Source organism: Haloferax namakaokahaiae (assembly GCF_042663225.1).
Taxonomy (GTDB): Archaea; Halobacteriota; Halobacteria; order Halobacteriales; family Haloferacaceae; genus Haloferax; species Haloferax namakaokahaiae.
Genome location: NZ_JBHTAA010000001.1, coordinates 1,043,131 through 1,067,535, shown reverse-complemented (window position 1 = coordinate 1,067,535; position 24,405 = coordinate 1,043,131). Strand labels below are relative to the sequence as shown.

Annotated in this window: 17 protein-coding genes; 12 read left to right on the top strand and 5 right to left on the bottom strand. The window is 63.5% G+C overall.

What is annotated here, in order from left to right:
* Positions 1–50: 50 nt before the first annotated feature.
* Positions 51–1,418 (bottom strand): ABC transporter substrate-binding protein, encoded by a 1,368-nt coding sequence (locus ACFQJC_RS05740; RefSeq protein ID WP_390222289.1) that lies wholly within the window; start codon positions 1,416–1,418, stop codon positions 51–53.
* 111 nt (positions 1,419–1,529) lie between these two features.
* Entirely contained in the window at positions 1,530–2,078 is a 549-nt protein-coding gene (locus ACFQJC_RS05735) for a ribbon-helix-helix protein, CopG family (RefSeq protein WP_390222288.1), read from the bottom strand.
* A gap of 489 nt (positions 2,079–2,567) precedes the next feature.
* On the opposite strand from ACFQJC_RS05735, the gene ACFQJC_RS05730 reads away from it, so the two are divergent.
* Positions 2,568–4,574 (top strand): heavy metal translocating P-type ATPase, encoded by a 2,007-nt coding sequence (locus ACFQJC_RS05730; protein ID WP_390222343.1) that lies wholly within the window; start codon positions 2,568–2,570, stop codon positions 4,572–4,574.
* Positions 4,575–4,608: 34 nt separating this feature from the next.
* Here ACFQJC_RS05730 and ACFQJC_RS05725 read toward each other — a convergent pair whose 3' ends face one another.
* Together ACFQJC_RS05725 and ACFQJC_RS05720 are read right to left on the bottom strand one after the other, a co-directional pair.
* Positions 4,609–6,390, bottom strand: coding sequence for a methyl-accepting chemotaxis protein (locus ACFQJC_RS05725; RefSeq protein WP_390222287.1), 1,782 nt, complete (start codon positions 6,388–6,390; stop codon positions 4,609–4,611).
* A gap of 258 nt (positions 6,391–6,648) precedes the next feature.
* A complete protein-coding gene (locus ACFQJC_RS05720) occupies positions 6,649–7,242 on the bottom strand; it encodes a class I SAM-dependent methyltransferase (protein WP_390222286.1) in 594 nt (197 codons plus the stop codon).
* Between the two features lie 170 nt (positions 7,243–7,412).
* Here ACFQJC_RS05720 and ACFQJC_RS05715 point away from each other — a divergent pair, with 170 nt between their 5' ends.
* The 3 genes from ACFQJC_RS05715 to ACFQJC_RS05705 all read left to right on the top strand — a co-directional run bounded on the left by ACFQJC_RS05715 (position 7,413) and on the right by ACFQJC_RS05705 (position 9,982).
* Positions 7,413–8,684 carry an MFS transporter gene (locus ACFQJC_RS05715; RefSeq protein ID WP_390222285.1) on the top strand — a complete coding sequence of 424 codons (1,272 nt, stop codon included), beginning with the start codon at positions 7,413–7,415 and terminating at the stop codon, positions 8,682–8,684.
* 54 nt (positions 8,685–8,738) lie between these two features.
* Positions 8,739–9,086 carry a nuclear transport factor 2 family protein gene (locus ACFQJC_RS05710; protein ID WP_390222284.1) on the top strand — a complete coding sequence of 116 codons (348 nt, stop codon included), beginning with the start codon at positions 8,739–8,741 and terminating at the stop codon, positions 9,084–9,086.
* 101 nt (positions 9,087–9,187) lie between these two features.
* Complete coding sequence (locus ACFQJC_RS05705; protein ID WP_390222283.1) at positions 9,188–9,982, top strand: CBS domain-containing protein; 795 nt, start codon at positions 9,188–9,190, stop codon at positions 9,980–9,982.
* Between the two features lie 5 nt (positions 9,983–9,987).
* On the opposite strand, the gene ACFQJC_RS05700 is transcribed toward ACFQJC_RS05705, so the two are convergent.
* A complete protein-coding gene (locus ACFQJC_RS05700) occupies positions 9,988–10,923 on the bottom strand; it encodes an NAD-dependent epimerase/dehydratase family protein (RefSeq protein WP_390222282.1) in 936 nt (311 codons plus the stop codon).
* 208 nt (positions 10,924–11,131) lie between these two features.
* Between ACFQJC_RS05700 and ACFQJC_RS05695 the strand changes: the two genes are divergently transcribed.
* The 8 genes from ACFQJC_RS05695 to ACFQJC_RS05660 all read left to right on the top strand — a co-directional run bounded on the left by ACFQJC_RS05695 (position 11,132) and on the right by ACFQJC_RS05660 (position 24,273).
* Positions 11,132–11,905 carry a helix-turn-helix transcriptional regulator gene (locus ACFQJC_RS05695; RefSeq protein ID WP_390222281.1) on the top strand — a complete coding sequence of 258 codons (774 nt, stop codon included), beginning with the start codon at positions 11,132–11,134 and terminating at the stop codon, positions 11,903–11,905.
* 417 nt (positions 11,906–12,322) lie between these two features.
* Positions 12,323–13,258, top strand: a complete 936-nt coding sequence (locus ACFQJC_RS05690) for a hypothetical protein (protein WP_390222280.1) — start codon at positions 12,323–12,325, stop codon at positions 13,256–13,258.
* A 3-nt stretch (positions 13,259–13,261) separates the two neighbouring features.
* Positions 13,262–14,551 carry an oligosaccharide flippase family protein gene (locus tag ACFQJC_RS05685; RefSeq protein ID WP_390222279.1) on the top strand — a complete coding sequence of 430 codons (1,290 nt, stop codon included), beginning with the start codon at positions 13,262–13,264 and terminating at the stop codon, positions 14,549–14,551.
* Complete coding sequence (locus ACFQJC_RS05680; RefSeq protein ID WP_390222278.1) at positions 14,548–16,476, top strand: glycosyltransferase; 1,929 nt, start codon at positions 14,548–14,550, stop codon at positions 16,474–16,476. The genes ACFQJC_RS05685 and ACFQJC_RS05680 overlap by 4 nt, the downstream gene beginning before the upstream one ends.
* A 60-nt stretch (positions 16,477–16,536) precedes the next feature.
* Entirely contained in the window at positions 16,537–18,009 is a 1,473-nt protein-coding gene (locus ACFQJC_RS05675; protein WP_390222277.1) for a sulfatase-like hydrolase/transferase, read from the top strand.
* Between the two features lie 124 nt (positions 18,010–18,133).
* On the top strand, positions 18,134–19,630 hold the full coding sequence (locus ACFQJC_RS05670; protein WP_390222276.1) for an alkaline phosphatase family protein: 1,497 nt from the start codon (positions 18,134–18,136) through the stop codon (positions 19,628–19,630).
* Complete coding sequence (locus tag ACFQJC_RS05665) at positions 19,631–22,417, top strand: hypothetical protein (RefSeq protein ID WP_390222275.1); 2,787 nt, start codon at positions 19,631–19,633, stop codon at positions 22,415–22,417.
* Positions 22,414–24,273, top strand: a complete 1,860-nt coding sequence (locus ACFQJC_RS05660) for a hypothetical protein (protein WP_390222274.1) — start codon at positions 22,414–22,416, stop codon at positions 24,271–24,273. Before ACFQJC_RS05665 ends, ACFQJC_RS05660 begins: the two co-directional genes overlap by 4 nt.
* Positions 24,274–24,405 lie beyond the last annotated feature (132 nt).

Sequence of the window (24,405 nt, the reverse complement as noted above, 5' to 3'; positions counted from 1 at the left end):
CAGTCGAAACTGTTCCGTGTGGTGCATATCGGAAAGATGGTGGCATTCGCTCAGACGAGTTCGTCGGCCGGAATCGTATCTTGGTTCTCGAACTCACCGTCCGCTACTTGCACGATGACCATGTCGCTGGCCACGTCGCCGTTGTCGTCGTAGTTGACGTTCCCGCTCGGGCCGCTGTAGTCGATGTCCGTGCCGGCGTCGATTTTCTCCACGCCCGCGCCGAATTCGGTGTAACTGACGGCCTCGCCGGGCGAGTTGGACACTTCGCGCATCGCGTTCTTGACTTCGCTCGCGTCCGTGCTCCCGGCCTTCTGGACGGCCAGCGCGTACGAGACGAGCGCGTCGTAGGAGTTCCACGAGTAGGGGTCGAACACCTGCGCGTCGGGGTACGCCGACTGGTAGTCCGAGACGAACGACTCGGTCGCGCCGCCGCTCGGTGGTTGGGTCCGAACGCCGTACATGCCGTTCATCACGTCCGCGCCGACGTTGTCGATGACGTCCTCGGAGAGCAGACTGGTGTGAAGCACCCAGTTGCCGCCGTAGCCCTCTTCGGCCCACTGACTGAGCATCGTGGTCCCGCTCTCCGGGTAGCCCGCGAACGCGACGAATCCGGGGTCGTCCTCGAACGCCTTTGCGAGCACTTGCTGGTAGGACGACTGGCCGGACTCGTAGCCGACCGTCGTCGTCGTCGTCCCCGAGAACGACGATTCGAACGTGTCCGCGAGCGCCTCGCCGAAGTCGTTGTTGATGTAGATGACCGACGCCTTCTCGACGCCCTCGTCTTCGATGATTTTCGCCATCACCTTGGCGACGAAGCGGTCGTTCGTCCGCGTCCGGAACACGAGGTCGTCGTCGTCGAGCGTGCTGATACTCGGCGACGACGACGCCGACGTGATGTGCAGGACGCTGTTCGGGATGGTGACGGACTTTGCGATGGAAATCGTGACGCCCGAAGACACCGCACCGATGACGGCGCTGACGTCGTTGGTATCGACGAGTTTGTTCGCGGCGTTCACGCCCTGGGTCGAGTCGGTCCCCGAGTCCTCGTCGTGAAGCTTGAGTTCGCGCCCGAGCGGGCCGCCAGCCTCGTTGATGTCCTTCTGCGCCATCCGGAGCGCGTTCATCATCGGGCCACCGAAGTCCGAGAGGTCGCCGCTGAACGGGATGACGACACCCACATCGACGGGTTCGGACGACATCTCCTCGGTTTCGGTATCATCCATCTCTTCGGTGGTCTCGTCGTCGCCACTGCCGCCGCCCCCACCGCTGTCTCCACCGTCGCCGCCGCTGCCGCCGCCTTCTTCTTGGACCGCTTCCTGTCCGACACAGCCGGCTAGTCCCGCGACGCCCGCAAGCCCCGCAGCGCGCAGGAACCGTCTCCGTTTGAGTTCTTCGACGAACCTGTCTCCTGATGACATGCCTCAGGCTCTATAGGGGAGTGCTATATAGTCTCTTGTTACCGTGTCTCACGGCGGGCCTACGCCGTATGAACTGTTATGCACGAGTGTGAACCCGTAACAATCTCGTCTCTACTTCGGTTTCTCGGTCATCAACACCTTCGTCAGGCCCTCTGTGACTTCGAGCGTGAAGGGGAGGTTCACGACGCTCCGTTCGATAAACCGGGTCATGAACCACCGAAGTTGCTCGGACGGGTAGACGACGTGGTAGGTGTTCTCTTCGCTCCGGCGAACCGTCAAGAACCCGCACAGCGAGAGCCATTCGAGTAACTCGCCGAGGGTTTCGAACTCGCCTTCGTATTCGAAGGCGTGGTAGTCGGATACCTGGTCGATGTCCGCGAGGAAATCCGGGTCCGGCGTGCCGTCTTCGCCTTCGACGAAGTCCAAAAAGCAGTGGAGGAAATCGACGTCGAGCAAGACGTGTTCGCCGCCCGAGAGCATCTCGTAGTAGGCCTGCAGGTTGGCACTCGTGTCCGTCGTGGCCGCCTGATAGTTCGCATTGTAGAACGCGAGCGCTCGCCGTACCATCTCACTTTGACCGACGCCGGTGCGGTCGGTCAGGTCTTCGAGCGCCGCCCGGGCGTCGGCGTCGAGCGAAACCGTCACCCTGTCGTGTGACATGTCCTAGCAGTCGTAGGTCTGGTTGGTATAGTTCACGCATTGTGTCGCCACAGTGATTGTTTGGATTTCACTCCGAGCGGGGTGAGTAGCCGGGATTTGTGGACGTTTGTTCACCGACCGAACAGTGTCCCCGTGTCCGAAGGTCGGTCGCGGGAGTAGGCTCCGGCTTTGGTTTCGAAGGTTTCTGTGGGTCACAGCCACCGAATCGGAGCACGAATCCGCATAAGTGTGGCACGCGTATGGTGTGGTAGGGGCTGTCACCACCGACCTCCGGACGCGCCGTCTACTGGCACCCAGTGATAACTCATGACCGAATCCGACCACGGGCGTTCAGACGCTCACGTCTCACACGACCAGCACGCTCACGACCACGCCGACGGGCAGGACCACCGCTCTGCGGAGGAACTGCCACACGGCGCCGACGCCGACGCCCACGGGAGCGGGCACGACGCCCACAAAGCCCACACCGACCACACGGGCCACGAGCAGATGTTTCGCCGTCGGTTCTGGGTCTCGCTCGTCCTCTCGATTCCGGTCGTCTTCTTCAGCGAGTTCATTCAGGGTGTGTTCGGCTACGCGGCTCCGGTGTTTCCGGGGAGTTTCCTGATTACGCCCGTCCTCTCTATCGTCGTCTTCGCCTACGGCGGCGTGCCGTTCCTCTCGATGGCCCGCACCGAGCTTTCGAATCGAGAACCGGGGATGATGATGCTCATCTCGCTCGCCATCACCGTCGCGTTCACCTACTCGCTTGCGAGTCTGTTCCTCCCGGGGACGACGCCGTTCTTCTGGGAACTCGTGACGCTCATCGACATCATGCTGTTGGGTCACTGGATGGAGATGCGCTCGGTTCGGCAGGCCTCCGGCGCACTCGACGAGTTGGCGAAGCTCATGCCCGACACGGCAGAGCGGGTCACGGAAGGCGGTGACACAGAGGAGGTCCAGGTTTCCGACCTGTCCGAGGGCGACGTGGTGCTCGTCCGTCCGGGTGCGAGCGTCCCCGCTGACGGCGAAGTCGCCGAGGGCGACTCGTCGGTGGACGAGTCGATGATTACGGGCGAGTCGCGCTCCGTGGACAAAGAGCCCGGTTCGGAGGTCATCGCGGGCACGGTCAACCAAGACGGGAGCCTGCGAGTTCGAGTGACGAAGACGGGCGACGAAACCGCCCTCGCGGGTATCATGCGCCTCGTCGATGAGGCACAGCAGTCGAAGTCGCGGACGCAGTTGCTGGCCGACAGAGCGGCGGGCTGGCTGTTCTACGTCGCACTCGCCGTCGCCGGCATCACCGCCGTCGCGTGGGTTCTGGCGACCGGATTCGACATCGCCGTCCTCGAACGCGTCGTCACCGTCCTCGTCATCGCCTGCCCGCACGCCCTCGGTCTCGCCGTGCCGCTCGTCGTCGCCATCAACACCTCCACCGCGGCACAGAACGGGATGCTCATCCGCGACCGTATCGCCATGGAAGAAGCCCGCAACTTGGACACGGTGATGTTCGACAAGACGGGGACGCTCACCACGGGCGAACAGGGCGTCGTCGGCGTCGAAACCGCGGGCGACTGGGACGAACAGCGCGCCTTCGAAGTCGCCGCCGGTGTCGAAGGCGACTCAGAGCACATGATTGCGCGGGCGATTCGAACCGCCGCAGATGACCGCGGCATCGACCCCGCCCGTGTCTCGAACTTCGAGAACCTCCGCGGACTCGGCGTCACGGCCACCGTCGGCGTTCGACAGAGTGGCGCTCCGTCGAGCCAACCAGAACCCGATTCGGGTTCTGGCGACGGCGAGACGGTCCACCTCGGCGGCCCCAACCTCGTCGAGAGACTCGGCATCGAGCGACCCCCTGCAATCGCAACGTTCGCCGACGAAGCGGGGTCGAACGCTCAGACCGTCGTCTACCTCGTCCGCGAGGAGTCGGCCATCGTCGCGGCGTTCGCGCTCGCCGACGTCGTCCGCGACGAGAGTAGGCGGGCTATCGACGCGCTTCACGAGATGGGCATCGAGGTGGCGATGCTGACCGGCGACTCGGAGGACGTGGCGAAGGCCGTCGCCGACGAACTCGGTATCGACCAGTACTTCGCCGAGGTGCTGCCCGCGGAGAAGGATACGACGGTCGCACAACTCCAGTCCGACGGCAAACTCGTTGCGATGGTCGGCGACGGGGTGAACGACGCGCCCGCGCTCGCCAGAGCGGACGTGGGAATCGCCATCGGGTCGGGGACGGACGTGGCCATCGAGTCGGGCGATATCGTCCTCGTGGACAACAACCCGCTCGACGTGGTTCGACTGATTCGCCTCTCGAAGGCGAGCTATCGAAAGATGCAGGAGAATCTCGTCTGGGCGACGGGCTACAACGTCTTCGCGCTCCCGCTCGCCGCGGGGATTCTCGCTCCCATCGGTATCCTCCTCTCACCTGCTCTTGGCGCGGTGTTCATGTCGCTCTCGACGATTATCGTCGCCATCAACGCCAGACGGCTCAAGGGAGTCGAGTTGTTGGGGTGAAAACGAAGCTTCGAAGCGGCGACGGCGAGGGTGTTTACTGAACCTGCGTCATCGGCTGACGGTCGTCGGTCGTCTCGCACTGGAACGTGTCGAGTTGCTTCTGGAGGGAGCCGGTCTGCTCGGTGAGGTGGTCGAGTTGCGCTCGAATCTTGGAAATCGTCTGCGCTCTGGATTCGGTCCGGTCGGCGAGTGACTCGCTCTGCTCGGCGACTTCGCGCGAGCGCTCGGCGACGTTGATAATCGCATCGACGACCTGCTCGGTGGTTCGCGCCCCGTCGTCGGTCGCGTCGGCGACTTCGTTGACCGAGGCATCGACGCCATCGACGGTCTTTGCGAGTTCGGTGAACGCCTCGCCCGCTTCGGTCGTGGTCGATTTCCCGGTCTCCAGTTCGGCTTTCGTCTGCGCCATCTCTGCTTGGACGCGGTTGACGTCCTCGATGGTCTCGGAAATCGTCTCGCCAATCGCCGAGGAGTGGCTCTGTGTCTCGTCGGCGAGCGATTTCACCTCGTCGGCGACGACGGCGAACCCTTCGCTGCCGTTCTCGGCGCGTGCCGCCTCGATGTTGGCGTTGAGCGCGAGCGTGTTCGTCTGGCTGGCGATTCCCTCGATGAGGTCGGTGCTCTGGGAGACGTCGTCCATCCGGGTGTCGAGCGAATCGACGAGTTCGGCGAGTTCGCCGACGCTCTCTTCGATGGCTTCGATGGCCTCGATAGCCTCCGTCGCGGTTCCGCTCCCGACGGCGGCGGCCTCTGCGGCGTTGCTCGCTTCGTTCGAAACTTCGTCGGCGTTCGCCGCAATCTCCTCGATGGCCGCCGAGAGGCTGCTCAACTCGTCGGTCGTGGATTCGAGGTTTCGCGCTTGGTCACGGACCGCCGTGGCGAACTCGCGGATGTCCGCGGCGAGTTGCTGTTGGGTGTGTTCGAGCGCTTCGGCGTCGTCGTAGACCGACTGCGTCGTGTGTTCGACGGTGCGTGCGAACTCTCGCAGGTCAACGATAGTCGTCGAGAGTTCGCCTTTCATCTGCACGAACGCCCGACTAATTGCCTCGATAGCCTCGATATCGGAGCCTTCGGGCGGATTCGCGGTGAAGTCGCCGTTCGAGACGGCGTCCATCGCCGCGGCGAGTTCGTCGGCCTGAATCAGGAGTTGCTCGTTGAGGCGTTCGACTCGTGCTTTCGCCTTCTCGCTGTCCTCGACGTTTGCGAGTTGCTTCCGCGTCTCTTCGCGCGAACGCTCGATGGAGAGCCAGTTCGTGACGAGCGCACCGGAGAGGAAGACGATGAACGTCGCGTGGACGACCGCCCAGCCCATCGGGTTCGCCACGGCGTCGGGGTGGTTGTACACCACTTCGGGGTACGTCATCCCGAACAGCGCGTGCTCGCCGGCGACGTACAGAATCCCGACGACGAACGGAAGCCAGTCCTCGTAGACGGCGATGACGCCCACGACCACGAAGAAGTGGAAGTGCGCTTCGATGAACCCACCGGAGTAGTACACCAACACTGCAGAGGCCGTCATCAACCCCATCGACGAGATGGCACTTCGCGCCCGACGGGGAAGCCACGGAAGCCCCGCGACGAGGACGAAGGCCACGACGAGTCCGACGCCCGCGACGAGGTGTTGGAACGGAACCGCCGAGAACGTCGCCCCCGTGAGATACGGGTCGGTCCCGTCGAAACTCCCGAGTGCGAACAAGAACGGGACGTGGGCCGCGAGGAAGATGAGAATATTTCGATGACGGGCTTTCCACCGCTCGTCCGGAATCGAATTCCCCTTTGGGATGTATTTGAGTGTGTTCAGAATTTTCCTTTTCAATACCTGTGCTCGATTTTGACGAATGTCCACTTTTTCTACTGAGGTTCCCATAGGACATTCTTGGAGGTGACACTAATATCAGTTGGCACTCACTTATCACATCTGATAGAACCTATGTCCGGTGATTGACGACTCAAGCGACTATTTACGCAGTGTGTTGTGATAGTGTAAAATGACAGAAATCATCCCTAATTATTTAACAGGTGATTTCCTCAGAAGCAACCCGCAGGGACGCGGTTACGACGATTCGTTCGGCGGTTATCGTTCGAACCTGAGTGCGTAGTGATACGGTGGGAGGTCGATGTACTCACTCGATACAGGGTCAACTGCATCCACTACACACTGTTCCGTCTCGTCGGGTGAGAGTCGCAACTCGGTCGGCGGACCGCGTGGCTTGCCGCCGATAGTCGTCGTCTCTCGCGGTCGGTCGTGCCAGTTGACGACGACGAATTCGCCACCGGGACGGAGCGACGTGAACGCCTGTTCGACCAGACCGGTACTGTCTTCGACGCCGTGGAGTGTGTTCGCCAGCAAGACGATATCGACCGGTTCCGGGAGGTGACTCTCCAACTCTCTCGCGTCACCGTGGATGGACACGACGTTCCCGATTCCCTGTTGGTCGGCGAGGAGTGTGAGGTCGGACAGCACCGTCTCGTCGATGTCGAGCGCGTAGACCGGGTTCGGGCCCACGATACGCGCCGCAGGGAGTGCGAAGTAGCCGTTTCCGCAGGCGATTTCGGCCACCGTCGAATCGGCGGTGACGCCGAGGCGGCGCAGCGTCTCACCCGGCGTCGGCCACAGTCGCCCCCACCAGTCCCAATCGGGTTGTCTCGTGTTCTGGAACAGGTCCATACGACGAATCGACCGAGCAGCGAGAAAACGACTCGGTTCCCGGCGTCGGCCGCCGCCGAATCGTCCCACGCACAGGACTGTACTGTCGCCGGGCGGACGATGCGTTCAACCCGGGGGCCAGCGTCTAGGACGGGGATGATTCATCCTCACCTTCCAGTCGGTGAGCGACGATGAAACTGAGTGAGCGTCTCGCCCGGCGACTGCGCTCGGGCGACGTGCCGTGGCGAAATCGAACCGTGCAGGTGGTCCTCGCCAGCACGCTTCTGGCACCACTGGGTGTACCGCTCGTCGCACCGGCGCTACCGCTCGTCCGCGACACGTTCGGGTTGACCGACGCGGCGGCGAGCCTGCTCGTCAGCGCCTACTTCCTCGTCGGTATCGTCGTCTCGCCGTTCGTCGGCGTCCTCGCCGACCGCATCGGCCGAAAGCGCGTGCTCGTCCCCGCGCTGTTCGTCTTCAGTATCGCCGGCCTGAGTAGCTTCTTCGCGCCGACGTATCTCGTCTTGCTCGGACTGCGGGCGATTCAGGGAACGGCCGCCGCCGCGCTGTTCGTCACGACCGTCACGCTCATCAGCGACGCTTTCGCGGGCGTCCAGCGCAACGCGGTTCTCGGTGCGAACGTCGCCGTCCTCTCGTTCGGTGCCGCCATCTTCCCCGTCCTCGGCGGCGCGCTCGCCACCGTCGCGTGGAACACGCCGTTTCTCGCCTACGCCTTCGGCTTCCCCATCGCGGTGTTCGCGTACGTCGCACTGGCGGAACCGTCGCGTGAGACCGACCGGGAGTCGCGTCGGAGCGACGGAACCGATGGTGTGCGAAGAACCACGGGCATGCGAGCGTACCTCCGCGGCGCGCTCGCGGCGCTCTCGCTCGGCGTGGCGTCGCTGCTCACCGTCGCGTTCCTGACGGAGTTCGTCCTCTTCGGCGCGCTCGTGACCGTTCTCCCGTTCTTGTTGACGGCGAACTACGGCGTGAGTCCGTTCTACATCGGGTTGGTGCTGATGACGATGGAGGCCGGGGCCGTCGTCGCGGCGAGTTCGAACGGCCGGTTGGCGCGCATCTTCTCGAACGGGCGACTCATCACCCTCGGGTTCGGCTGTTATGCGCTCTCGCTCGCGGGGGTGTACGTCGCCCCCTCGACGTTTTTCGTCGTTCCGTCGGTGGTCATCTTCGGACTCGGACTCGGTCTCAGCATGCCGGCGGTCGATGCCGCGGTCAGCGACCGAGTGACGACGCAGTATCGCGCGGCGCTCCTCGGGTTACGCAACAGTACGACGTTCTTCGGGCGGGCGAGCGGTCCCGTCGTGTTCGCCCTCGCGGCGACGGCCGTGGGGTACGAGCCACTGATGGCGATTGCGGCCGCGTTCGTGGGCGTCATCGCACTCGTCGCCGCCGTGACGACCAGAGCACCCGCGCCGACTCCGGAGGCAGAGCCGGGCGTCTAGCCCGAAACATACGTTAATGATTGTTTGTCACGAATACCGTGGTGGTGGATTTCAATGACGACCACACAATCGGTGCTCGAGCACCATCTCACCGCATTCGGTGGTGGCGACTTAGAGGAGATACTGGCCGACTACGACGACGACTCGATTATCGTGACGCCCGACGAGACGTATCGCGGACTCGACGAGATTCCGAGGTTCTTCGAGGGGCTGTTCGCCGACTTCCGACAGGAGGGGGCCGAAGCGGTCATCGACCTCCAGAAAGTCGAAGGCGACATCGCCTACATCACGTGGCACGGCGAGACACCCGATAACGTCTACGAGTTCTGTACGGACACGTTCGTCGTCGAAGACGGCGTTATCACCACACAGACGTTCGCCGGGAAGATAGACGCGAAGTAAGCGTCCTTCGACCCACATCGCTATTTTTGAGGTACGTTTAGGCCCGTGGAGACAGAACGGCCAGCACTGACCGACATGCGAGGAACACACCCGTGACGCCGATGGAACTCGACGACGTTCGCGTCGATGCGTACATGACGACCGGTGTTGAGACCGTCCACCCCGACGCGTGGGTGACCGACGTGGTGGACCGACTCAAAGCCGGCCCGCAGTACGGGGGGCTTCCGGTCGTGGACGACGACGACCACCTCCTCGGGTTCGTCGGCGCTATCGACCTCCTCGAAGTGGACGGGAGCGAGCGCGTCGAGTCGGTCATGAGCCGTGACCTCGTCGTCGTTCGCCCGGAGATGACCGTCAAGAACGCCGCCCGCGTCATCTTCCGGACCGGCCACCAGTTCCTCCCCGTCGTGGACGACGAGCGAACGCTCCTCGGTCTCTTCTCGAACGGCGACGCCGTCCGGAGTCAAATCGAGCGCACGACGCCCTCGAAGGTCCAGAGCACCCGCGAGATGCTCGAACGCACACACAGCATCTCGATTTCCGTCACCGAGCGCGAAATCAGAGTCCCGTCGCTGATTCCGACCCAACGCGAGGTGTACGGCGACGAACTCGAAGGCCGCAAGTACGAACTCCAGAACGGACTCGCAGAACCGCTCATCGTCGTCTCCTACGGGGCCGAGACGCTCCTCGTGGACGGCCACCACCGGGCGCTGGCCGCCAGACAGCTCGACATCGAGCGGATGGTCGCCCACGTGCTCACGGTGTCGCCCGACGAGGTGGGAGAGTTAGGACTCCGCAAGATGGCCCGACTCGGCGGTCTCGAATCGCTCGCCGACATCGAGGTCAACGACTACCTCCAGCACCCGCTCATCGAGAAGACCGAACCGGCGCAGTAGCCCGCTCAGTGGGAGACCGAGGACGACTGATACTGCGCACAGACTCGTTTCAACCCTTCTTCGAACGAGATTCGTGGTTCCCACCCGGTCGCCTCGCGCATCTTCGTCGTGTCCGCCATCGTGTCTTTGACGTAGATGTCGTCGGGAATCGGGTTCTCGACGTACTCGGGTTCGATTTCGCGGCCGAGTTCCGCGTTCAACTTCTCGACGAGCGTGTTCAGGTCGTAGCTCTCGCCGGTGCCGAGGTTGTAGATGCCCTGTAACTCGTGTTCGGCGGCGGCAATCAACCCCCGAACGATATCGTCTACGTGGGTGAAATCCCGCGTCTGCGTCCCGTCGCCGTAGATGACCGGCGCGTCGCCGTTTGCGATGTCGTCCGCGAACTGGGCGATGAGGTTCGCGTACTCGCCTTTGTGTTCTTCTGCCCCGCCGTAGCCTTGGTAGACGGAGAAGAAACGCATCCCGGCCATCGACATATCGTAGTGGTTGTGGAAGTACTGAGCGTAGCGTTCACGGGCGAGTTTCGACGCCTCGTATCCCGTGTTCGCGGTCACTGGCATCGACTCGGGAGACGGCTCGGTTCGGTTGCCGTAGATAGAGGAGGTAGTCGCGTAGACGACGGTGTCGCAGCCGTCGTCTCGTGCCTGTTCGACCGTGTTGACGAACCCTTCGACGTTGACGCGAACGCCCGTCGTCGGGTCGTCTTCGTGCATCGCGTAGGAGGACAGCGCGGCGAGGTGGAAGACGATATCAACGTCGGTCGGCAGGTCGTCGTCGAGGACACTCGCCTCGACGTACTCCACGTCGTCGTCGAGGTTCTCCGGCGTCCCGAGGTAGCCGTCGTCGAGGGCAATCACGTCGTTGTCGGCGGCGAGGGCGTTGGCGAGGTTCGACCCGATGAATCCCGTTCCACCGGTCACCAGTATCCGTTGGTCGTTCATACATTTCAATTCGAGAAACAATTGTATAAATAGCATTTGGCCGATAATTGATTGAAATTCGACTAGTCAGAATATTGTCGGCGAAAAACTACCCGACACTCGGGGTATTCCGGGTTATTTTGACAAAATCGGTACGTATGTCTGACGAACGGCCAATAGATTTAACAGATGCCAGAATATTTTTTAGCGTTTGAATAATATAAGTGCTGTGACCGAGACCAAAGCGCTTCTCAGGCTCTTTCTTCGTCGTGACGAGGTCATCGCACAGGTTCGTGCTGGCCCAATCGACATTCGCAGTTTGACGGACGCCGTCGATGTCTCTCGTCCGACCGTCCACCGCAGCCTCAAGGAGTTACAAGAACACGATATCGTCGCCGAGACGACGGGTGGGTACGTCGTGACCTCGTACGGTGAACTCCTCTTCGAACGGTATCGCTCGTTCCTCTCGGAGTTCGGCGATATGGAAGACCACCGCGAACTCTTGATGGGACTGGACGATGCGTCGTCGATTTGCGATTCGTTACTGGAGGGAGCGACCTACACCAAGTCGGTCCCGTTTGCGCCCGAGAAACCGATTTCCGAGGTCGAAGCGTTCGTTCGCGGGGCCACCACCGTCCGCGGGTTCACGCCGTTCATCGTGGAGCGATACGCGATGCTGTTTCACGATCAGGTGACCTCTCGGTCGCTCGACGCGGAGATTCTCACGTCGCGGCCGGTGTTCGACTACACGTCCGTCCACTGGCAGGACCAACTCGAAGAAGCAATCGCCGCGGGTCTCGAATACCTCGTCGTCGAGGACTCCTTTCCTTTCGGACTACTCATCGCAGAGGAACCCGACGAGGCGGTGTGCGTTATCGTTGACGACAACGGCACGCTTCGAGGCGTCATCCAGAACGACAACCCCGACGCCGTCGAATGGGGTCGTAACCTGTACGAGCAGTACCGAACGCAGGCGCGATATCCCGACCCGAACGTTCACTGAGCACCGACAGTCGCCGTCTCTGTTCGTAACACCTGTTCCTCATCGAGTCTACGGAAGAGCGACAGTGCCGACTGGAGTGTTGCCACAGTGACAGACCGTCCGTTCACTCTGTGAAACGATGCACATCGTGTGAATCTCGGTTCATGAAGTGATATTATGTTCATAATAATATCATTTGCTCACTCTTTTTCAACTAAATTAGTGATTTTTCTTTAGTAAGTGAATTAATAATATGGTGTCGGACGCTCACTGCTCAGTTGATGGTGATACGATAACTATGCAAGAGCGAACTCGAACCACTAGCCGACGCGCCGGGCGGATTCTCGGCACCCCACACATCGGACGTTCGACGAGTGCGAACTCACCGTGTGGCTCTCGACTTCCGACCGGAAGCGACCCAACTGCGGTGCTGAGTGTATGAACCGAGACACGCTCGAATCAGCACTCTCGGAACACCGACGAACGCTCCTGAGTCTCGTCCTCACCGTGTTGATGCTCGGCTCACTGGCCGCGGCCGCGATGCCCTCCAGTGCAGTCGAGACGACGGTGACCGGACCAGACGAGGTTGACCGCAACGACCGGATGACGGTCACTGCGACTATCGACCTCCAGGACGGTGAGCGCGTTCCAGTCGAAGCGTTCCAGTTCACGCTCTCACCCAGTGACACCGACGGTGACGAACCGCTGACGGTGACGTTCGCGCCGAACGGGACCGTCCTCGACGTGACGCCCGAACGAGGCACGATAAACCGCGGCGATATCCGAATCCGACAGTTCACCAAGTCGCTCGAAATCACGCCGGTTTCGAACAGCGCGTCGTACGGCTACGGCTACCGTAGCGGCTACGACGAGCGAGCGGGTCTCACCCGTGAGTACGGCTACGGCTACGGATTCGGCTACGGCACCGGTGACGCCACCGAGTTCGAGTACGAGATTGCCTTCGACGCGACGGCGCTTGACCGCGAGACGTTCAGCGGTCGCGTCGGCGTCGATACTGGCGACGAAACGTCGTTCGTCTCCGACGAGTTCCAGTTCGAAGTCGTCCGTCCGTCCCACGACTGGGGCGACGGCTGGGACAAGTGGAACAAGAACCGTCACAGGTGGAACGACTGGGACGACCGGCGTGACTGGAACGACCGTCACGACTGGGACGATTCAGACGATGACCACCGTGACTGGGGCGACTCAGACGACGACCGTGGCGACGACCGCGACGACCACCGTGGCTGGGACGACCGCCACGACTGGTACGAGGACCGATACCACTGGAACGACGCTCGTCACCACTGGTTCGACAACTGGGACGACAACCGCCACTACGGGTGGGGCTTCGACGGAGGCGTCGGTCGGTAAGTAATGTCGCAGGATACCGATGACTTCGGCATTCGACAGTTCGCCACGTCTCCGGTCACCGTCATCCGTCAACACGTCCTCGGCGACGACCTCCTGGCCCACGGGAGCATCATCGCCATCGCAACGGTGGCCAGCGGGGCGCTCAACTACGCCTTTCAGGTGTTCATGGGCCGCGCGCTCGGTCCGGAGCAGTACGGCGTGTTCGGCGCGTTGTTCGCGCTGTTCTACATCGTCAACGTCTTCGGCCGGGGCATCCGGTTCAGCGCCACTCGGTTCACCGCAGAACTCGTCGATGACGGCCCCGCGCTGGCTTCCTTCCATCGGAAGTTCCTGCGCCAGTCGATGCTGTTCAGCATCGGTATCTTCGTCACACTCGTCGCCGCCGCCCCCATTCTGAGCGACTTCCTCGACGTCTCTCCGACGTTGCTCGTCGTCGCTATCGCGGGCACCGCGCCGTTCGGTCTGGCGCTCACCGTGAACTTCGGCACGCTCCAGGGAGTCCAGTGGTTCACCCCACTCGGCGGCTACAAGGTCCTGCTCGCCGGCGTCAAACTCGCAGCGGGCGTCGTGCTCGTGCTCCTCGGCTACGGCGTGTTCGGTGCCTTCACGGCACTCGTTCTCGCCTCGGTCGTGGTCTTCGGGTTGACGACGCTGCACGTCCGCCGGCGACTGCCGGACACCATTCCTTCCACGTCCTCGTTCGACTTCAGTCGGGCGTACCGTTACACGCTTCCAGCTATCCTCACCGGTTTTTGTGTTACCGTCCCGACGACGGTTGACGTCCTCTTAGCGAAGGCATTCTTCCCCTCCCGACTCGCGGGGCTGTACGTCGCGGCCTCGGTGCTCGGGAAGATTCTCATCTTTCTGCCGATGGGAATCAGCACCGCGCTGTTCCCAAAGGTCTCGACACAGCGAGGAGACGAGACGGCCACGAACGCGTTGCTCAACCGGGCGATGCTTTATACGGCCGTCATCGCCGGACTCGGGGCTGTGACCTACTGGGTGGTCCCCGAGTTCGTCCTCACCACGTTCTACGGCGCGGCGTACGCCGATGCGGTGCCGCTGCTCCAGTGGTACGGGATTTCGATACTCGCGTTCGCGCTCGCCAGCGTCGTCCTCAACTTCGAACTGGCCCGCTCGCGGAACCGGTTCGTCTACGTCTTTACCCTCATTTCGGTGGTGGAAATCGCTCTCATGGGAGTCTTCCACGCATCTCCGCTCCAGTTCTTGCACATCCTACTCGCGGGCAACGCGACGCTCGTTGTCCTCGGAATCATCGAGGTGCACTCATGAGTTTACACACGACACAACCCTCAAATCAGTTCGAATCGCCGTCTGACCAGTTCACCCGGTCAGTCGTAATACCGGTCTACGCGGAAACGCCTGCGACCGTCGTCTCGCTCGTCGAAGACCTCCACGATGCTGGGTGGCATCAGGTGGTCGTCTGTGCGGACGACCCCGACGACGCGATGCGGGCGATGCTCGACTCGTTGGAGACCGACTCCGGAACGTCCACCAGCGTGAGCGACGCCCGCCGCGGCAAAGGCGGCGCGCTCATCGACGGTCTCAACGTCGCCGACGGCGATATCGTCGGCTACGTCGATGCCGACGGGGCCATCCCGGTCGCCGAACTCGACCGTCTCTACGACGCGGTCGAATCCGGGTCGGCGGCCGTCGCCGTCGGCTCTCGGGACCTCGACGGCGACTGCCGAGAGACACAGACCCCGCTCCGACAGTGTCTCGCGGTCGGCTACCGCTCGCTCGCTCGACGCGTCACCAACGCGCCGCTCGAAGACTTCCAGTGCGGGGCCAAAGCCTTCCGCGCGGAAGTCTGGGAGCGCGTCGCCGGTCGCATGAGCGAGACGGGATTCGCCTTCGACACCGAACTCGTCGCTCGCGTCCACCACAACGGCTACGAGGTCGAAGAGCTGTCCATCGACTGGGACGACCCCGGCGACAGCAGCGTCTCGCCGACGCGAGACGTCCCCGACATGCTCCGGTCGCTCTACAGAATTCGAGCGTCGATTCGCGGCCCGTCGGCCCCTCGCTCCTCTGACGCCGACACGCCCAACGTCGCGCTCGTCACGTCACATCCCCCGACCCGCGGCCACCTCGCCGAGTACGGCGAGGAACTCGCCCGGGCCTACGGCCGCCGCGACGACATCGACGTGACCGTCCTCGCACAACGGAGCGACTCGGCCCCGCCGGTCGAGTTCCGCCGTGGCTACGAGGTGCGGCGCGTCTGGGACCGCGACTCGTTCGACGGTGCCCGCGCCCTCCTCGACGAACTCCTCGCCGGCGACTACGACGCCGTCCAGTTCAACATTCACATGACGTACTTCGGCGACGAGAACGTCCACCGTTTCATCGGTCTCACCCTTCCGGCACTCCTCACGAACGTCTACGACATCCCCGTGTTGACGACGATGCACGACCTGATGGAAGTGGTCGAAGCCGACGCCGTGGACGAAGACTTCGGCTTCGTTCAACGGGCCGGCGCTCGCCTCGCCACGCAAGTCGCCTTCATGGGCGACGCCTCGACGGTTACCTCTTCGGAGTACAAAGAAATCGTGGACGAGCGCTACTACGCCTCGAACGTCCACCACGTCCCCCACGGCACGTTCGCCTACGCTGACGGTGGCCTGCCGACGCTCCCCGACCAGTTCAGGGTCATGGTGTTCGGCCACCTCAGTCCGACCAAGGACATCGAAACGGTCGTCGAGGCGTTCGCACAGGTTAGAGAGGCGATTCCCGACGCCGAACTCGTCGTCGCCGGCGGGTCGCATCCGGGCTTTCCGAACCACCGCGAGACCCTCGAAGCGACGTACGGCGACCGACCGGGCGTTGAGTTCGCGGGCTACATCGAAGACGACGACATGGACCGCGTCTGGCAGGACGCCTCGGTCGTCGTGATGCCCTACAAGACCTGTACCGGCGTCAGCGGCGTCTTCCAACTCGCCAAGTCCTACGGAACGGCCGTCGTCAGTTCAGACGTCGATGGGATGCGAACCTCGACGGTCGAAACGGGCGGTGACGCCGCCTTCTACGCGCCAGGCGACGCGTCGGCACTCGCGGACACGCTCCTCGAACTCGAAGCCGACCACGAACGCCTCCAGCGCCTCGCGCACGCGAACTCCGAAGCGGCGTCTTCCTACACCATCAGCGACACTGCCGCGCGAATGGTCTCGCTCCTCAGAGAGCAGGTGACTGCGCGATGAGTCCGCAGGTGGTCGTACGGGGGGTTGCCGTATGAGCGGCCACGACTCGGGTGGTCGGCCGTGACGGGCGACGCCACCGACGGGAGACCCCCCTCGGCCGTCGTCGCCGACGGCGTCGATTCGGCGAAACGCCGTCTCATGGAGTCGCTTCCCGAGAGCCTCAAACGCCGACTCGTGGGCCCGTACAACCGCGTGTTGACGGTTAAGGCGAACCGCGAGTACCGAAATCGCCAGCGGGGACTCCCGTCGCGGACCCCCGCTCCCGACGCGCCGAGTCACGTCGTCTGCGTCGTCGTCGATGCGCTCCGGGCGGACGCCGTCACGGAGGAAGATAGTCCGCTCCTCCACGAACGATTGCAGCGGGACCTCGTGACGCCAGCACCGTGGACGTTCCCCGCCGTCTCGTCGCTCGTCACCGGCGAATATCCGCACGAACACGGGGCGGTTCGGCAGTCCGACGAGTCAGACACGGGCTCGACCGACCTCGTCATCCCGCCGAAACTCCCCGACGACCGGGAGACGCTCTCGGACGTACTCGGCAGCGCGGGTTACGACACCTACGGTGGTTTCGCGTTCCACATGCCGTTTTTCGCCATCGGTGGGCGGTTCGAATCCCACGCCGTCTACGACAAGGCGGCCGTCGAGGAGGTCTTCGGCGATTACGAACAGTGGCTCGACGAACGCCCCCGCGACAGGACGTTTTCGTACCTTCACGTCGGCGACCTCCACGAACCGGTCGAGCCGCCGCTTCCCTACTGGGGCCGGTACGACATCGACCGCGAGATTCCCCATCTCACGACGTGGGACTACGAGGAGGTCACCGACCCCGGTCCCGAGGGCGAGCGCTACCGCGACCACCGAAAGCGCCTCTACCGGGCCGCGCTCGCCTACGTGGACGACCGACTCGCTCGACTCCACCACACCCTCACTCGCCAGTTCGGCGACGACGTCGCGCTCGTCGTGACGGGCGACCACGGCGAAGCGTTCTGGGAGCACACCGCGTTCGACGCGGACCACTTCGTCGATTCCCGGCCCGCCTACTGCGTTGACCACGGCGGCACGCCATACGAGTCGCTGGCTCGCGTCCCCCTCGCAGTCGATGGTCTCGACCTCGGGACCGGCGACGACGAATCTGGCGACGATAGCCCCGGTACCGACAACGACGACGGTCTCGCCTCGCTCATCGACCTCGCACCGACCATCCTCGATGTGACCGGGCTCTCGGACGCCTTCGAGACGACCGGCGTCCCGCTCCAGTCGGGCGTTCCCGCCGACCGAATCGCGCTCGTCGAGAGCGCCCGCTACGGCTACGAGAAGAAGGCCGCCTATCTGGCCGACTGGAAACTCGTCGTCTCGCGGCGCGACGACGAATCGGTCGGCTTCCGACTCCCCGACGAAGTGCCGACAGACCTTCCGAGCGACGTCGAACGCCAACTTACAGAGGCACTCCCCGCGTGGCCGGACGGCGAGCAAGCGGACGTTCGCGTCTCGGGAATGGCCCAGCAGCGACTGGAAGACCTCGGCTACGTTTGAATTTCGACCCAATGCAACACCAACACACGACCACGAATCACGAGAACCGAACGACGAACACCCACGAGAACCGCACGACGAATACCCCACGGGCGACTACCGCCGACCCGACCGAGGTGCGCGGATGAAAGTCTGCGTCGTCGGTCTCGATGGTGCCACGTGGGACCTACTGGACCCGTGGCTCGACGACCTGCCGACCATCAAGTCCTTCGCCGAAGAGCGACGGACGACGCTCGATAGCTGTATTCCGCCGCTGTCGATGCCGGCGTGGAAGGTCTACTCGACGGGGATGAACCCCGGCGACCTCGGCGTGTTCACCTTCGTCGAACCCGACTTCGAGGAAGAGCGCTTCAAGACCGTCACGAACGAGTCGTTCACGACGCGCGAACTCTGGGACTACCTCGGCGAACACGGCCACAAGAGCGCCGTCGTCAACATGCCGACGACGTACCCGCCGCGCGATATCGACGGGTGGCAAATCAGCGGTCCCTTCTCGGGCAAACAGGAAGATTACACCCGCCCCGCCGAACTCGGGCGCACCCTCGACCGCAACGGGTACACCATCCTCCCCGACTACTACCTCTCGCGCGACCCCGACGACATCGACGAGGCGGTCGATTCGGTCGAGACGAAACTCCAGACAGCGCTCGGCTTCACCGAGACGGCCGATTTCGTCCACACGACGCTCTATCTCACCGACACGGTCCAGCACACCGAGTGGGACTCGCCAGTGTGCAAGTCGTTCTGGGAGTCGGTGGACGAGAAACTCGCGTGGTTCCTCGACCAGTTGGGCGACGACTGGAACGTCGTCCTCATGTCCGACCACGGATTCGGCTACACGGAGGGGCGGTTCTACCTCAACACGTGGCTCGAACAGGAGGGCTACATCCACATCGACGACGACGGCTTCGACTTCGGCGACCTGTTCGGACTCGTCGGACTGGACTACGACCGGTCGCTGGCGCTCATGCAGAAACTCCGACTCTCGGGTCTCGTCCTCGAAACGCTCCCCGAGAGCTTCCTCCGAAAAGTCGCTCGCCAGATGCCCGGGAACCGGAAACTGGAGGGCTTACAGGACAAAATCGACTGGGAGGCCGACGCCGTCGCGCTCGCGCCGCTCATCTACACCCGAAACAAAGCCGTCGCGGACGAGATTCGGAGTAAACTCCTCGAAGTCACCGACAGACACGGCGAGAAAATCATCGACGAGGTGTACTACGGCGAGAACGTCTACCCCGACGCCGACGTGCGGGTGCCCGACCTCGTCATCAAACACACCGACTACGGCATCAGCGACATCGTCAAGCCCGGCGTGCTGTTCGAGTACGACGGCGACTGGCGACACCACAATACCGCCCACCACCGCCGCAACGGGATTCTCACCGCTCGCGGTCCGGACGTGGAAGACGTCGAGTTCGACGAACCGAGACTCTACGACCTCGCGCCGACGATTCTCGACGGCTTCGGTATCGACATCCCCGAAGGCATGCGCGGCGAGAGCACCGGTCTGCTCGGGTCGAACAGCCAACGCCGGGACGTGCCCACCGACCGCAACGTCGAGCGCGTCGTCGAACACGACGCGGCCGTCGAAGAGAAACTCAAGAACCTCGGCTACCTGTAGATGACCCGGCGACTCGACGACTTGCGCGGACACCCTCGAATCGCTCCGAGACACGTCCACGCACTGTGTTTCGCCGTCTTCCTCCTCGTTTACGCCTACTTGCTCCGCGGCATCACCATCGGGCAACTGTACACGTTCGGCGACTTCCCGCCGTTCTACGGCACGGGTGGCATCGAGAAGTTCACCGAGGTGTGGGTCGAACAAGGACTGGGCTTTTCGTACATCTACCACGTCCTCCCGCTCTATATGGGCGCGGTGACGCTCGTCGGCGGCGTGCTCGCACAGAACCTCCTGTTCCTGTCGTTCCTCCCGATGGGCTACCTCGCGTTCGTGGTGTTCGCCCGGCGATTCGTCGGGTCGATTCCGGTTCGGCACCTCGCGGCGTTCGTCTACGCCATCAACCCGCTGACCATCGGCGAGTTCGTCAACGGCGGCATGGCGGCGCTCATCGGCTACGCCGCACTCCCGCTCCTCTTGCATTACCTGTACGATATCGTCGATACCGACGGGTGGGAGGCGACGCTGAAGACGGGGGCCGTCTTCGGGGCGACGACGGTCAGTCCGTGGCTGGGCTTCTGGATGGTCGCGCCCTTCGCGGGCTACCTCGTCTACCGCGCCCGCGACGCGCCGCGAACTATCCTGAAACTCTGCGTCTCGGGCGTGCTCGGCGTCCTGTTGTCGCTGCCGAGCGTCCACCACATGCTCCAGCGCGCGCTCGGATTCAGTTCCGGCCAGAGCGTCTTGGAGACCACCCTCGCGTGGAACTACACCGAAGCCAGCGTCCTCTCGGTCGCTCGCCTCGCGGGCAACCACGGCGTGATGGCGATGAACAAACTCGGATACAACACCGACCCCGCGATGCTCGTCGGCCTGGTCATTCCGGGCATCGCCCTCCTCGCCGTTCGCCAGCGCCGTCTCCACGTCTACTACGGCATCGCCGGGAGCATCATCGCGTTCATGGTACTGACCAAGTACGGCGCGACGACGTTCCTCTTCGAGGTGTTTCCGCCCGTTTGGTCGCTCCGCAACCCGGTGAAACTGCAATACCCGCTGCTGGTCTGTCTGAGCATCCTGTTCGGTGCGGGTCTCGAAACCGCCCTCTCCGGGCCGAAAAATCGCGTTGGCTGGCCGAAGACCACGTCGGCGCGCTCGCGTCTCGCGCTCACCGACGGCGGTGCCGAGATGCGAAACAACGCGCTCGTCGTCGGTCTCGTCATGCTCGCGCTGCTGGCGTACGCCGCGCCCGCGTCGGGCGCGCTGGGTCTCGAAGAGATTCGCGGCGACGGCTACTACGTCCCGCAGGAACAGACCGAACTCACCGAGAATCTGGACGGGACCGTCATGTGGGTGCCGTACGGCTACACGACCCAACTTCGCCTGCGACACGCCTACCCCAATCACCTCGGCATCAAGAGCGGCGGCGTCCTCCACGGCATCCAGAACACCGAGTACGTCTCGCGGTTGTTCTCCGAGTTCACCGACGACCCCGAGTCGGTCCGCCCTCAACTCGCACGACAGGGCGTGAAATACGTCGTCGTCGAGTCCGACCCGCCGGAGGACATCACCTTCGGAGAACCGCGCGTGGTCGAACGGTGGGGTGCACCGTGGCTCTGGGGGTCGCCGGAAGACTACAACGCCGCGCTCAACGAGAGCGCCGGCTACGACTACGCCTACACCTCGGGCGAGTACACCGTCTACCGCGTCAGGGATGCGACCGACCACGAGCGAATCGAAACGTCGGAAGGCGTCCACCGACTCTACTACCCCGAATCGCCCGATACCATCGACCCCGACGGGCCGAACCTCGTCGCCAACGGCGACTTCGACGACGGACTCGAAGGCTGGTGGTCGTGGGACGGCGAGAACGGAACCCAGACCACCGTCGTCAACACCACAGACGGCCACGCCGTCGAGATGGTGACCGAATCGGGCGACATCTACCCAATCGCCCAGGAGACCGGCGTGAGCCGGGGCCAACCCTACGAACTCACGCTCGACGCCGCCGGTTCTGGAAACGTCTTCCTCTACTGGTACAACGGAACGCGCTCGGCCGAGAACCTCGTCGAACGCGAGAGTTACGCGCTCGACGACACGCCGCAGACCGTCGTCGCACAGGGTTCGACGCTCTCGATTCGCATCCGACCCAATTCGACGCGCGTCCACATCGACCGAGTGGCGCTCCGCGAGACCACGTATCCACGTGACGTCGGGTTCGCCAGCAACACCGATGCGGTTCCGGGCGTCGTCATCGACGGGAGGCAGTCGAACGAATCGGTCGGCCTCGCCGTCGGCGTCAATTTGAACGACAGCGAGGCGGCCCAAGTTGACCCGGACGTTCGCATCCGCGACGCCGAGACGGTCCTCGATGGCGAACTCGTCTACGACGAAGACTACCGGCAGGGCGTCGGTGTGCTCCTCTCGGACGACGAACTCGACGACGTGGTTCCCGAGGATGCCCGCGCGGTCACCTTCGACCACCCGGACGGAGTCGTCCTCGACTACTGGGTCGAAGGCGAGTTCGACGACCGACCGGTGACGGTGCTCTACACCTCCTACGACGAACGCTGGGAGGGACCGGAAGACGCCACTCACTTCCGCGCCTACGGCTGGGCGAACGGCTACATCGACGCCCAACCGTCCGAGATTCGGTGGACCGGCGGCACGATTCGTCGCTGGGTCGTGAACGCGTGGGCCGGTAGCTGGGTGCTCACACTGGGCGCGCTCGGCGTCATCTCCGTCAGAAAACGCCGCCGTCGCGCTCGGCAGTGGGACCGCGCGCGGCTATGAGCCGACAGACCGCGTTCGTCGCCGATTTCACGGAGCGAATACGCGGTCGTTCACCCCGATACGCCCTCCCCGCGGCGTACTTTACCGTACTGAGCCTCCTCGTCTTCTACCCGCTGTTGCGACCGGGATACGTCCTCTCGTTGGACATGATTTTCGCGCCGAACGCCGACTACCTCCGGTTCGGTCTGCACACCAAAGGACCGCTGTACTACGGCAGACTCCCGTTTCTCGTCGCCCTCGACGCGCTCGCGCTCGTCCTCGACGATTGGGTGATTCAGAAACTCGTCCTGCTGTCGATTCCCATCTGTGCCGGCTTGTCGATGTACGTAGCTTGTGAGTCGCACACGCGAGCGCGCGCCGCGATGCTGTTCGCGGGGACGCTCTACGCCATCAACCCGTTCGTCTACGTCCGCCTCCTCGCCGGCCACTGGTACTTCCTCTTGGGCTACGCCTTCGTCCCGCTGGCGGTCGTCGCGTTCGACGAGTACGTCGATTCCGAGTCCGATGGCTCGCTCGCCCGCGCCGTCGGCTGGACGACCCTCGTCAGCGTCTTCGACCCGCACGCGACGGTGCTCGTCGCACTCGCCGGATGCTGTCTGTGGGACGTTCGAGTCACCTCCGTCGCGTGGGAGGCTGGATTCGCGTGGACCGACGCCGTACGGAGGCACGCCCGCCGATTCGGCACGTTCTGCCTCGTCGCCGCGGCGGTGAACGCGTATTGGCTCGTTCCGGCCGCCAGTGCCACGTTCGCTGGCGGGAGCCACCTCTCGTCCATCTCTGGTACCGATTTATCCGTGTTCAGCGCCCGCGGTACCGTCGCCGGCAACGTCCCGCTCTCGGTGGCGATGCTGTACGGTTTCTGGCGCGGCGCGGCGACCACGTCGTTCGAACTCCTCCCGACGTGGGTCGTCGGTCTCCTGTTCGCTGGCGTGGTGTTCTGTACGCTCACCGGTCTCGTCCACCACTGGCGAGATGCCACGGTTCGCGGCCTCGCCCTCGCCGGAGTAGTCGGATTCGTGCTGAGTCTCGGCGTGAGCACGGCCCTTTCCGAACCCCTCGTTCGAACCCTGTTCGACGTAATCCCACTTTTCCGCGGGATGCGCGACACGCAGAAGTTCGCGGGGCTGTTGGTGTTGGCCTACGCCGTCCTCGGGAGTCGCGGTGTCGATACCCTCCTTCCAGAGCATCGGTCGGGTCTCGCGGCGCTCTCTCCCCGGCGCGACACCGTCCGTCTCACGATTCTCGCGCTCGTCGCACTCCTCGTGTTGTCACCGCTCGCCTACACCGCGCCGATGTTCGCGGGCTTCTCGGGACAACTCGATACGACGACGTATCCGGCGTCGTGGGACGACGCGAACGACGCGATGGGGACCGACGGTACGGGCCGGGCGCTCTTTCTCCCGTGGCACCAGTATCTGACGTTTTCGTGGACCGAGCGACGAATCGCCACGCCGGCCTCGATCTACTTCGACCGACCGGTCGTCGAAGGAAGAAACCTCGAAATCGGCGGTATCGAGAGCCACGCGACCGACCCGACGCACACGCGCGTCCGCGAGGCGCTCGAATCGCCGAGCGACCCGACGTTCGGCGACCAACTGGCGTCGGTCGGAGTTCGGTACGTCGTCCTCGCCCACGAAGCCGATTACCGGCAGTACGACTGGCTGGAGTCTCACTCGGACTTCTCCGTCGTCTTCGAGCGCGACGATATCACGGTGTACGAGAACCTCGCCTTCGACCACGGCGAGGAGCCGTGGCCGCGAATGGGTCCGCGCGTTCCGCGACTCGCTCTGACAGTGGGATGTCTCGTCTCACTGGGTGCGGCGGCGCTTCTGGGGCGGCGAGTCGCCGTCGAGTAGACTCTCGCGGACGCCGACTGTGACTGCGTTGACGATTGTGACCTCAGTGACGACTGTGACTGCAGTGACGACTGTTGCTACGTTGCCCGTGACCGATGCCGCAAGCGGGACGACTACAAACACGACGAACGT

What these genes read in the sequence shown, in the direction of transcription:
- ACFQJC_RS05740 (WP_390222289.1), bottom strand. Translation starts at nt 1,418, where the DNA reads ATGTCATCAGGAGACAGGTTCGTCGAAGAACTCAAACGGAGACGGTTC.
- ACFQJC_RS05735 (WP_390222288.1), bottom strand. Translation starts at nt 2,078, where the DNA reads ATGTCACACGACAGGGTGACGGTTTCGCTCGACGCCGACGCCCGGGCG.
- ACFQJC_RS05730 (WP_390222343.1), top strand. Translation starts at nt 2,568, where the DNA reads ATGTTTCGCCGTCGGTTCTGGGTCTCGCTCGTCCTCTCGATTCCGGTC.
- ACFQJC_RS05720 (WP_390222286.1), bottom strand. Translation starts at nt 7,242, where the DNA reads ATGGACCTGTTCCAGAACACGAGACAACCCGATTGGGACTGGTGGGGG.
- ACFQJC_RS05715 (WP_390222285.1), top strand. Translation starts at nt 7,413, where the DNA reads ATGAAACTGAGTGAGCGTCTCGCCCGGCGACTGCGCTCGGGCGACGTG.
- ACFQJC_RS05710 (WP_390222284.1), top strand. Translation starts at nt 8,739, where the DNA reads ATGACGACCACACAATCGGTGCTCGAGCACCATCTCACCGCATTCGGT.
- ACFQJC_RS05705 (WP_390222283.1), top strand. Translation starts at nt 9,188, where the DNA reads ATGGAACTCGACGACGTTCGCGTCGATGCGTACATGACGACCGGTGTT.
- ACFQJC_RS05700 (WP_390222282.1), bottom strand. Translation starts at nt 10,923, where the DNA reads ATGAACGACCAACGGATACTGGTGACCGGTGGAACGGGATTCATCGGG.
- ACFQJC_RS05690 (WP_390222280.1), top strand. Translation starts at nt 12,323, where the DNA reads ATGAACCGAGACACGCTCGAATCAGCACTCTCGGAACACCGACGAACG.
- ACFQJC_RS05685 (WP_390222279.1), top strand. Translation starts at nt 13,262, where the DNA reads ATGTCGCAGGATACCGATGACTTCGGCATTCGACAGTTCGCCACGTCT.
- ACFQJC_RS05680 (WP_390222278.1), top strand. Translation starts at nt 14,548, where the DNA reads ATGAGTTTACACACGACACAACCCTCAAATCAGTTCGAATCGCCGTCT.
- ACFQJC_RS05670 (WP_390222276.1), top strand. Translation starts at nt 18,134, where the DNA reads ATGAAAGTCTGCGTCGTCGGTCTCGATGGTGCCACGTGGGACCTACTG.
- ACFQJC_RS05665 (WP_390222275.1), top strand. Translation starts at nt 19,631, where the DNA reads ATGACCCGGCGACTCGACGACTTGCGCGGACACCCTCGAATCGCTCCG.
- ACFQJC_RS05660 (WP_390222274.1), top strand. Translation starts at nt 22,414, where the DNA reads ATGAGCCGACAGACCGCGTTCGTCGCCGATTTCACGGAGCGAATACGC.